Source organism: Spongiactinospora sp. TRM90649, assembly GCF_029382225.1.
Classification (GTDB): domain Bacteria; phylum Actinomycetota; class Actinomycetes; order Streptosporangiales; family Streptosporangiaceae; genus Spongiactinospora.
In genome coordinates this window covers 175,413-186,096 of record NZ_JARLTC010000013.1, presented here as the reverse complement: position 1 = coordinate 186,096, position 10,684 = coordinate 175,413, and the positions used below count along the sequence as shown (strand labels likewise).

Annotated in this window: 8 protein-coding genes; 5 read left to right on the top strand and 3 right to left on the bottom strand. The window is 70.9% G+C overall.

The window, feature by feature from the left end; all coding sequences use genetic code 11:
- Positions 1–8: 8 nt before the first annotated feature.
- The 3 genes from rhaI to P3X83_RS18465 are packed head-to-tail and all read right to left on the bottom strand — an operon-like array spanning position 9 to position 3,855.
- The gene (gene rhaI, locus P3X83_RS18475; protein WP_277306354.1) at positions 9–1,175 is read right to left on the bottom strand and encodes an L-rhamnose isomerase; all 1,167 of its coding nucleotides are present in this window, start codon (positions 1,173–1,175) and stop codon (positions 9–11) included.
- A gap of 52 nt (positions 1,176–1,227) precedes the next feature.
- On the bottom strand, positions 1,228–2,820 hold the full coding sequence (locus tag P3X83_RS18470; protein ID WP_277306353.1) for an AMP-binding protein: 1,593 nt from the start codon (positions 2,818–2,820) through the stop codon (positions 1,228–1,230).
- 24 nt (positions 2,821–2,844) lie between these two features.
- Entirely contained in the window at positions 2,845–3,855 is a 1,011-nt protein-coding gene (locus P3X83_RS18465; RefSeq protein WP_277306352.1) for a LacI family DNA-binding transcriptional regulator, read from the bottom strand.
- Positions 3,856–4,021: 166 nt separating this feature from the next.
- On the opposite strand from P3X83_RS18465, the gene P3X83_RS18460 reads away from it, so the two are divergent.
- Genes P3X83_RS18460 through P3X83_RS18440 form a run of 5 tightly spaced genes read left to right on the top strand, consistent with a single transcriptional unit; the run spans position 4,022 to position 10,578 of the window.
- Positions 4,022–5,311 (top strand): ABC transporter substrate-binding protein, encoded by a 1,290-nt coding sequence (locus P3X83_RS18460; protein ID WP_277306351.1) that lies wholly within the window; start codon positions 4,022–4,024, stop codon positions 5,309–5,311.
- Positions 5,311–6,159, top strand: coding sequence for a sugar ABC transporter permease (locus tag P3X83_RS18455; protein WP_277306350.1), 849 nt, complete (start codon positions 5,311–5,313; stop codon positions 6,157–6,159). The genes P3X83_RS18460 and P3X83_RS18455 overlap by 1 nt, the downstream gene beginning before the upstream one ends.
- Positions 6,156–6,974: a carbohydrate ABC transporter permease gene (locus P3X83_RS18450; protein ID WP_277306349.1), complete on the top strand. Its 819-nt coding sequence runs from the start codon at positions 6,156–6,158 to the stop codon at positions 6,972–6,974. Before P3X83_RS18455 ends, P3X83_RS18450 begins: the two co-directional genes overlap by 4 nt.
- Positions 6,971–7,960: a serine hydrolase domain-containing protein gene (locus P3X83_RS18445; protein ID WP_277306348.1), complete on the top strand. Its 990-nt coding sequence runs from the start codon at positions 6,971–6,973 to the stop codon at positions 7,958–7,960. The genes P3X83_RS18450 and P3X83_RS18445 overlap by 4 nt, the downstream gene beginning before the upstream one ends.
- Positions 7,957–10,578: an alpha-L-rhamnosidase gene (locus tag P3X83_RS18440; RefSeq protein WP_277306347.1), complete on the top strand. Its 2,622-nt coding sequence runs from the start codon at positions 7,957–7,959 to the stop codon at positions 10,576–10,578. Before P3X83_RS18445 ends, P3X83_RS18440 begins: the two co-directional genes overlap by 4 nt.
- Positions 10,579–10,684 lie beyond the last annotated feature (106 nt).

The window sequence follows — 10,684 nt, the reverse complement described above, 5'->3', positions numbered from 1 at the left end:
CTATGGGGTCACGCGCCCCAGCCGGCCTGTGTGCCGCCGACGCGCTCCCCGGCGGTCCTTTCGAGGTGGCCCGACCGGGCGAAGGCCGTCATCGGGTCGGCGGGCAGGCCCCGCGACTCGCGCCACTCCGCGAGGGCCGGGCGCACGTCGGTGTGGAACGCGTCCATCAGGACGCGGTTCGCCTCCAGCACGTCGCCGCCGCGCTGGGCGGCGGCGAGGGCCGCGCGGTCCACGAGCAGGGCGCGCGCGGTCATCTCCTGCACGTTGAGCACCGAGCGGATCTGGCCGGGGATCTTGTCCTCGACGTTGTGGCACTGGTCGAGCATGAACGCGATGTCGGGGTGGTTGAGGCCGCCGCCGCGGACGACCTCGAAGAGGATGCGGAACAACTGGAACGGGTCGGCCGCGCCGACGATGAGGTCGTCGTCGGCGTAGAAGCGCGAGTTGAAGTCGAAGGACCCGAGCCTGCCCAGGCGCAGCAACTGCATCACGATGAACTCGATGTTGGTGCCTGGCGCGTGGTGCCCGGTGTCGAGGCAGACCATGGCCTGCTCGCCGAGCGCGGCGACCTGGACGTAACTCGTGCCCCAGTCGGGCACGTCGGTGTGGTAGAACGCCGGCTCGAAGAGCTTGTACTCAAGTACGAGGCGCTGTCCCTCGCCGAGCCGGTCGTAGATGGTCTTCAGCGACTCGTGCAGGCGATCCTGACGGCCGCGCAGGTCGGCCTGGCCCGGGTAGTTCGAGCCTTCGGCGAGCCAGATCTTCAGGTCGCGGCTGCCGGTGGCGTGCATGACGTCGATGCACTCGATGTGGTGGTCGATCGCCTTCCGCCGGATCCGGGGATCCTCGTGGGTGAGGGCGCCGAGCCGGTAGTCGTCGTCCTGGAAGGTGTTCGAGTTGATCGTGCCGAGGGCGACGCCGAGGCCCTCCGCGTGCCTGCGCAAGTCGTCGTAGGAGTCGACCCTGTCCCATGGGATGTGCAGGGCGACGGTCGGGGCGAGGGCCGTGTGCGCGTGCACCTGCGCGGCATCGGCGATCTTCTCGTACGGGTCGCGCGGCGTTCCCGGCGTCGAGAACACCTTGAAACGGGTGCCCGAGTTGCCGAACGCCCAGCTCGGCAGCTCGATGGCCTGCCGTTCCAGCTCGGCCAGGATCTCGGGGGAGAGCGTGCTCACGATCGCTTCCTTCTGTGCGGCGGTTGCTGTCGCCTGGGGCCTCGGGACCGGCTCATCGGTCGAGCCCGAGCAGGCGCACGCTCTCCTCGCGCATCTCGACCTTGCGGATCTTGCCGGTGACCGTCATCGGGAACCCGTCGACGACGTGGACGTAGCGCGGGATCTTGTAGTGCGCGAGCCTGCCCGCGCAGAACTCCCTGACGGCCTCGGCGGTCAGGGGCGTGCCGCCCTGGCGGATGACGATCCAGGCCATGAGCTCCTCGCCGTACCGCTCGTCGGGCACGCCGATCACCTGTACGTCGGCGACGTCGGGGTGGCGGTAGAGGAACTCCTCGATCTCGCGCGGGTAGACGTTCTCGCCGCCCCTGATGACCATGTCCTTGATCCGGCCGACCACGTTGACGTAGCCGTCCGCGTCCATGACGGCCAGGTCGCCGGTGTGCATCCAGCGGGCGGCGTCGATGACCTCCGCCGTGCGCTCAGGCTCGTTCCAGTAGCCGAGCATCACCGAGTAGCCGCGCGTGCACAGCTCGCCGGGTTCGCCGTGCGGCACGGTCAGCCCGGTCTCCGGGTGCGTGATCTTGACTTCGACGTGCGGCATCACCCGCCCGACGGTCTCGGTGCGGCGCGCAAGGCCGTCGTCGGACCTGGTCATGGTGGAGACGGGCGAGGTCTCGGTCATGCCGTAGCAGATGGCGACCTCGGCCATGTTCATCTCGCCGACGACGCGCTTCATCACCTCGACGGGGCAGGGCGAGCCCGCCATGATGCCGGTGCGCAGGCTGGACAGGTCGTACCGGCCGGCGAGGGCGAGCTCGGCGATGAACATGGTCGGCACGCCGTACAGGGAGGTGCATCGTTCCAGCTGCACGGCCCGCAGCGTCGCCTCGGCGTCGAAACCGGGCGCGGGGATGACCACGCACGCGCCGTGGGAGGTGGCGCCGAGGTTGCCCATCACCATGCCGAAGCAGTGATAGAAGGGCACCGGCAGGCACACCCGGTCGTGCTCGTCGTAGTGGAGCAGCTCGCCGACGAAGAACCCGTTGTTGAGGATGTTGTGGTGCGAGAGCGTGGCGCCCTTGGGGAAGCCGGTCGTGCCGGAGGTGTACTGTATGTTGATCGCGTCGTCGGCGGTCAGCGACGCCATGCGCTCGCGCAGCCGCTCCTCGGGGACGCTCAGCGACAGCAGCCGGTCCCAGCCGGGGTCGTCGAGGTAGACGACGTCGGCGAACCCGATCTCCTCGACCATCGCGCGGTAGTCGCCGCCCTTGTGCGAGAGCGCGCCGATCAGCAGGCGCAGTCCGGACTGCCGGACGACGTAGTCGAGCTCGTGGGCGCGGTAGGCGGGGTTGATGTTGACCAGGATCGCGCCGATCTTCGCGGTGGCGTACTGGATGATCACCCATTCGGCGCGGTTGGGCGCCCAGATGCCGATCCGGTCGCCCTTGGCGATGCCGGTGGCGAGCAGCGCGAGGGCCAGCCGGTTCACGTCGGCGTCCAGCTCGGCGTAGGTCCAGCGGCGACCGGAGGGCACGTCCACGAGCGCCTCGCGGTCGCCGAAACGCCGTACCGTGCGCTCGAAGTCGTCGCCGATGGTGTCGCCCAGTAGCGGGGCCGGGGCCACCGCGCTCGAATAGGACTGCATGTCACAACCTCCGGTCGGCCGTCCTCAGCGGCGAGGCGGTCCTGTGGTTCCGCGGACGATCAGCGTGGGCGACACCGACGAGGTCACCGAGCGCGAGCGTCCCTCGATGCGTTCGACGAGCAGTTGCGCGGCGGTCGCCCCGATCACGTGCCCGTCCTGGTCGACGCTCGTGAGTGAGATGCGCTTGAGCGAGGCGATGCCGATGTTGTCGTACCCGGCGACGGAGAGATCCTCGGGCACCGACAGGCCCGCCTCGTCGGCGGCGCGCAGCACGCCGAGCGCCGCGATGTCGGCCCCGGCGAAGATCGCGGTGGGCCGGTCGTCGCGCGCGAGCAGTTCCCGCGCGCCGGAGTGGCCGCCCTCTTCGGTGAAGGAGGTGGCCAGCACGTCGTCGGCGAGTTCGTGGGCGCGCATCGCCTGGCGGTAGCCCTCGGCGCGCACCGTGTGCGGCAGTCCCTGGGCGCGGGCCCGCTCCAGGTGGGTGATGTGCGCGATCCGGGTGTGCCCGAGCCCGACCAGGTGGTCGACCACGAGCCGCGCCCCCATCACGTCGTCGTCGACGACCGCGTCGTAGGCCGCGGCGCCGCCGTGCCTGCCCACCACGACGACCGGGATGGCCTTGGCGATGGCGGCGAGTTCGGCGTCCGTCATGACCGGCGAGATCAGGATGAGCCCGTCCATGCTCCGGTCGATCATGGCGTCGGTCATCCTGGCCTGCGTCTTGGGCTCGATTCCGCCGGGTCCGAGCAGCACCTGGTACTCGGTGTCGCCCAGCCGGTCGGTGACCCCCTCGATGATGTCCGGGAAGAACGGGTTGCGGGTGTCGGAGAGCATGACGCCGAGGGTGTACGTGCGTCCGCGCAGGGCACGGGCCGCGGCGTGCGGGCGGTATCCCAGCTCGTCGATGGCCTGCGTTACCTTGGACTGCATCTCCGCGCTAACGCCGTAGGCCCCGCGTACCACCTTGGACACGGCGGCCGTGGACACCCCGGCTCGCCGGGCCACATCGGCGATCGTCACCCGTCCGCTCGACACACGCCATCCTTCCCGGAGCCTTTGTAGAACGAACTACACACGTTGCTGATGAGGGAGGCTAGCTCGTAACCGATCCTCCGTCTAGCTCTTGACGAGCGATTCCATTGTCCCCTAACAATGGAGAACGTTCTACACGATACTCCCCGACACGAACAGGAGCACGGGCGTGAAAGCACCATCCCGTACGCTCGGCGCGGCGATCGGCGCCGTCCTCGCCCTGTCCCTCTCCGCCTGCACTTCCTCCGCCCCGGAGGAACCCGATCAGGTGAAGCTGACCCTCTGGCACAACAGCGCGGACCCTGCGCCGCTGCTGGAGATGTACAAGAAGTTCGAGAAGCAGTCCGGTCACAAGATCGAGCTCGTGTCGATCCCGTCCGACGGGTTCGAGGACACCACCCAGACCAAGTGGGCCACCGGCGAACGTCCGGACATCCTGGAGTACCACGCGACGGCGAGCGGCCTGCTCGCGCTCAACCCGGCCGAGAACCTCCGCGACCTGACCGGCGAGGCGTACATCGCCAGGTCCGGCGACCTCTACCAGAGCGCCGGGTCCGTCAACGGCAAGGTCTACGCCGCGATCACCGGCTTCCCCCAGGTCTTCGGCCTCTACTACAACAAGAAGGTCTTCACCGAGGCCGGGCTGCTCCCGCCCACGAGCTTCGCCGAGCTCAGCGAAGCCTGCCCCAAGCTCAAGGCCGCCGGGGTCACGCCGGTCTTCGAGTCTGGCGGGTCGATCTGGCCGGTGCAGATCCTGCCCATCCTCTACCTGGCGGACGCCAACCAGGCCAACGCGTACGGCAAGGCCATCGCGGGCCACACCGGCACGCTGGCCGACCCGGGCTCGCCCTTCGTCGCCGGGCTGACCGCCTACGCCAAGCTGCAGGCCGACGGCTGCTTCAACAAGGACATCGTGACCGCCAAGTTCGAGGACTCCATGAAGGCCCTCGTGACCGGCAAGGCCGCCATGGTCGCCCAGCACTCCGACATGCTCCCGGCCCTCCTCGCCGCCGCGGGCGGCGACCAGAAGACCGTGGACGAGTCCGTCGGCTTCGTCGGCCTGTCGAGCGACAAGCCGCTGGCGACCTACGCGCCCGGCCCGATCGGCACGTTCTACCTGCCCAAGACCGGTGACCCGGCCAGGGAGAAGGCGTCGCTCGACTTCGTGCGCTTCATGACCGGCCCGGCCTACGCCGAGTACATCGCCGCTTCCAAGACCTTCCCCGTGCTCAAGGACGTGCCCGACCCGCAGGGCGTCTCGTCCGTGCTGCAGGACGTCAAGAAGGCGTACGACGCCGGCGCGGTCATCGCCTTCAACTCCGACATCCCGGGCATGGGCGGGCTGGCCCAGCTCATGTCCGAGCTGATCGCCGGGCAGAAGGACCCGCAGAAGGCGGCGACCCAGTTGCAGGGCCAGGTCGAGCAGGCGGCCAAGGCGGCAGGGCTGCCCGGATGGTGATGCGGAACAGGGCGGCCTGGCTGCCGTGGGCCCTGCCGGCGATCGTGCTGGTCACGGTCTTCTTCGTCGCCCCGTTCCTGCTCAACGTCCGGTTCGCGTTCTCCTCGTGGACAAGCTTCCGAGCCGAGATCACCTGGAACGGGCTGGACAACGTCCGCACGCTGATCGACCAGGACCTGCTGGCCAACGCGGTCACCGTGACCGTGCTGTACGCGATCCTGTGCATGGCCATCCAGAACACGGTCAGCCTCTCTCTCGCCCTGGCCCTCCAGCGGACCAGCCGGATCAACACCGTCTTCCGCTCCGCGTTCTTCCTGCCGACGCTCATCTCGCCGCTGGCCGCCGGATACATCTGGCGCGGGCTGCTGGCCCCCGAGGGAGCCTTCAACTCCTTCCTCGGCATCGAGTGGGCCTGGCTGGGTGAGCCGTCCACCGCGCTGGTGGTGGTCGCGTTCATCGACGCGTGGAAGTGGAGCGGGTTGATCACCCTCGTCTACATCGCGGGCCTCAACTCCATCCCGAAGTCGCTGCTGGAATCGGCGACCGTCGACGGGGCCGGGCCGTGGACCCGGTTCCGGCGGGTGGTGTTCCCGATGCTCGCCCCGGCGCTGACCTTCAACGTGGCGGTCACGCTGGTGGGCGCGCTCAGCGCGTACGACGTGATCGCCGCCACCACCGGCGGCGGGCCCGGCGACCACACGCGGGCCCTGAACGTGGTGATGCGCCAGCAGTGGGGCCAGGGCTTCTTCGGCTCCGCCAGCGCGCTGGGGTTCACCGTGACGCTGCTGGTGATCGCGACCGCCGTGCCCCTCGTGTGGTGGCTGCGGCGCAGGGAGGTGACGGGATGAGAGCGGCGATCAAGTACACGGCGCTGGTGCTCTTCGCGATCCCGTGGGTGCTCGTGCCCGTCTGGCTCGTGGTCGTCAACTCCTTCAAGCCCGCGGGCGAGGCCGCCGAGCTGGGTCTCGGCCTGCCCAGGACGTGGGCGATCGCCGAGAACTACGGCATCGTGCTCGATCGGGGCGGATACCTGGCGGGGCTGCTCAACAGCCTCAAGGTGACCGTGCCGATCGTGGTGGGCGTGGTGCTCCTCGGCGCGGCGGCGGCGTGGGCGTTCGGGCGCGGCCGGTCGCGGTGGCTGCAGGCGGCATACTTCGTGATGGGGCTGTCGATCCTGCTGCCGCCGTCGATCATCCCGACCGTCTACCTGCTGCGCGCCCTGTCGCTGGACGGCGGCTCGCTCGGCTACGTGCTGACCATGACCGGCTGCCGGCTGGGCATCGTGATCTTCCTGGCGACCGGATTCGTCCGAGCGTTCCCCCGCGACCTGGAGGACGCCGCCTCCATCGACGGCGCATCCCGCCCGCAGGTCTTCGTCCGCATCCTGCTGCCGCTGCTGCGGCCGGTGCTGTTCGTCGGCGGCGTGATCCTGATCATCAACGTCTGGAACGACTTCTTCTTCGCCCTCTTCCTGCTCCAGGGCAGCGCGAACGCCACGCTCCCGCTGAGCCTGTTCCAGTTCGCCTCCGGCACCCTGCAGAGCCTGAACTGGAACCTCGTCTTCGCCCACGTCCTGCTCACCACGCTGCCCCTGGTGGCGGTGTACGTCGTCGCGCAGAAGCGCGTCCTGGCCGGCCTTACGGAAGGTGCACTCAAGGGATGACCACTCACGAAATCGCGCTCGACTGGGTCAGGCGCGAGATCAAGGAGGGGCGGCTGCCGTGCGCGGTGTTCGGCGCCGCCACCTCCGGCGGGATCCAGGTGCTGGAGGCGTTCGGTGAGCACGACGGCCGGGAGACCAGGGTCGATGACCACTTCGCGCTGTTCTCGGTGACCAAGCCGCTGCTGGGACTGGCCGCCCTGCGCCAGGTCGAGCGCGGGCTGCTGTCGCTGCGCCGTCCGCTGCGGGACGTGCTGCCGGACTTCCCAAGGCCCGACGTGACGCTCTGGCACCTGCTCACCCACACCGGCGGCATCGCCGAGCAGACGCTCACGCCCGACGACCTGGTGGAGCACCTCGTCACCGCGCCGTCGCTGTTCGAGGCGGGCACCCTCAGCCACTACTCCAACCTGGCCTTCGCCGGGATCGCGGAGATGGTCCGCGACGCCACGGGGCGCGACGTGGCCGACGTGCTCGACTCGTACCTGAACGCGCTGGTACCGGGCGGCGGGCGCATCACGTTCGACCCGGCGTGCGACGCGGCCGAGGTCCACGGCCTCGACCTGCTCGGGCCCGGCTTCGACTTCGACAAGTTCGTACGGCTCCGCCACCCGGCCGGGGCGCTGTTCTCCCGCGCCGAGGACCTCCTGGCGCTGGGCGGGGCGCTGCTGCGCGGCGACCGCGAGCTGATCCACCCGACCACCCTGGCCGCCATGACGACCCCGCAGACCACGGGCCTGGTCAAGCTGCAGCCCGACCCGGTCAACGCCGGGCAGGACTGGGGCCTCACCTGGAACCTGCGCCACTCTGCCCCCGGGCTGCTCGAACGGCGGCTGTACGGGCACGGCGGCGCCTCGGGGTGCCAGTGGTGGATGTACCCGGAGCAGGACGCGTGCTTCGTGCTGCTGATCAACGTGCTGGCGCCGCATGTGTCCGGCGTCGACATCGACGGCCTGCACAACGCCTTCACCACCGGGCTCGATGCGTGAACCGGGATTCGGGGGTGCTCGGAGTGCAGGTCTCTGGCGCGCAGGCGCCGGTCATCCGTCCGGTTCCGCCCGGTTCGCGGGCGGGCCTGACGTGCGGTCTGGCGGATCCGGTGGGCGTGGACGAGCCGTCGCCCCGGCTGGCGTGGGACGCCCGGCTGTCCGGGGAGGCCACCGTGGTGGTGTCCTCGGACGGGGGCGAAGTGTGGCGGTCGTCCGTGGCCGCCGGATCCCACGGCGTGGACGTGCCCGATGAGGTGCTGGCGCCGCTGACGCCGTACACCTGGAGCGTGGCGGGGTACGCGACCGGCGCGTTCACCACGGGCCTGCGGGCGGACGGCCGGTGGGACGCCCCCTGGCTGGCGGGCGACCCCCGGGCGGCGGTGAGCCTGCGCGGGGCGTTCACGTGGCGGCCCGCCTCCGGGCGTGCCTGGCTGGCCGTCACCGCGCTGGGCGTCTACCGGGCGCTGCTGAACGAGGTGCGGCTGGGCGAGGAGGAACTGGCCCCGGGCTGGACCGACTACGGCCACCGGGCGCGCTATCGGCTGGTGGAGCTCACGGAGTCGCTCGTGCCCGGCGAGAACGAACTGGAGCTGTGGCTCGCTCCCGGCTGGTACGCGGGTCATGTCGCCGGCGGGGGCCCGCGCCGCTACGGCGACCGTCCCACCGCCAGCGCCCAGGTGCTCGTGCGGGACGAAGAGGGGGTTCGCCGCGTGTTCGCCACGGACCCGGCCTGGACCCGGCGGGATCTCGGCCGCCCGCGCGCCGACCTGGTGATGGGCGAGACAGTCCAGGCCCCTTCAGGGCAGGCCGGGCCCGCGATGACGACGGCCGTCCCGGAGATCCTGGTGGAGGCCGACCCCGCCCCGCCGGTGCGGGTGATCGGCACGGTGCCCGCCGTGTCCGTGACCGAACCCGCGCCGGGCGTCCAGGTGGCCGACTTCGGGCGGAACGTCGTCGGGCGCGTGCGGCTGCGCGTCGAAGCTCCGGCCCCCGTACGGATCACGGTGCGGCACGGCGAGGAGCTGACCGCGACCGGGCGGCTGTACACCGAGAACCTGCGCACCGCCGACCAGCGTGACGAGTTCGTCCTCGGCCCCGGCTCGCACATCGTGGAGCCCGCGTTCACCCTGCACGGGTTCCGCTACGCGGAGGTCACCGGCTGGCCGGGCGCGCTGACGCCGGACGACCTGGAGGCGGTGCTGCTGTCCTCCGCGCTCGCCGTCACCGGCCGGCTGACCGTGAGCGATCCCGCCGTGCGGCAACTCGTCGCCAACATCGGCGCGTCGGCGGACGGCAACCTGGTGAGCGTGCCGACCGACTGCCCGCAGCGCGACGAGCGGACCGGCTGGACCGCCGACATCTCGGTCTTCGGCTCGACGCTCAGCTTCCTGCGGCACACGCAGGCGTTCCTGTCCGGCTGGGTGACGACTCTGATCGACGGGCAGCGGGCCGACGGCGCGGTCCCGCATGTCGCGCCGGTCCTGCCCGAGTACGGATACGACTCTCCCGTGTGGTCCGACGCGCTGGCCGAGGTGCCGTGGCTGCTGTGGCGGCGCTACGGCGACGACCGCACGCTGCGCCGCGCGTACGACCCGATGCGGCGGTGGGCCGACTATTGCCTGGCCCAGGCCGAGGGCGGCATCAGACCGGGCAGGGCCCTGGGCGACTGGCTGGGCCCCGGCACGGTCGAGACGCCCAAGAGCCTGATCGCCACCGCCGCCCTCGCCCGCACCCTCCGCCTGGTCGCGCACACGGCCGACGTGCTCGGCGAGCCGCACGCGCCGGAGTACGGCGAGGCGTTCACCCGCGTGTCCGGCGCCTTCCAGCGGGTCTTCCTCAGCGGGCCGAGACTGCACACCGAGACGCAGACGGGCTACGCCGTCGCCCTCGCCTGGGACCTGGTCCCGCCCGAGGACCGGGCCGCGTCGGCGCAGGCGCTGGCCGAGCTGGTCCGCGCCGACGGCCACCGGCTCATGACGGGCTTCGTCGGCACCCCGCTGCTGCTGCCCGTGCTGTCGGAGACCGGCCACCACGACCTGGCGTGCCGGATCTTCAACCAGGAGGGCTATCCGTCCTGGCGCTACCAGCTCCGCGCCGGGGCGACGACCATGTGGGAGCGCTGGGACGCCTGGCACCATCGGCACGGCCTGCAGACACCGGCCATGAACTCCTTCAACCACTACGCCTACGGCTGCGTGGGCGACTGGCTGTTCCGGCACGTGGCGGGCCTGGGCGACGACCCGCGCGGGACGGGCGGCGGCTTCGGTGAACTGCTGCTGCGCCCCGGCCCGGTTCCGCTGCTGCGCCAGGCGCACGCCCGCTACGAGAGCGCGTCGGGCACGGTCGAGTCCGGCTGGCGGGCCGATCCCGGCGGGGTCCAGTTCACGTTCGCCGTCCCGGACGGCGTGACCGCCCGTGCGGTGCTGCCCGTGCGCGGCGCGTGGGACGGCATGACCGTCAACGGCACCTTCCTCATGGGCCTCGGCGAGCAACTGCCGACCACCAGGCTCCCCGACGGCGGCTGCGCCCTGAACCTGCCGCCGGGCCGCTGGTCGTTCACGGCCCCCGCGGCGGCCACGACCCACCTCCTCCAGGAGTGGGACGACCTGGCCCGGTGAGCCCAGGGTGACGACTCGGGCTCAGCCTGACGACTCGGGCAGGCTCCCGATCCTCGTGATCGGAGAGCCTGCCCGAGCCGTGTTTCCTGTGGTGGTCGGTGCCGGC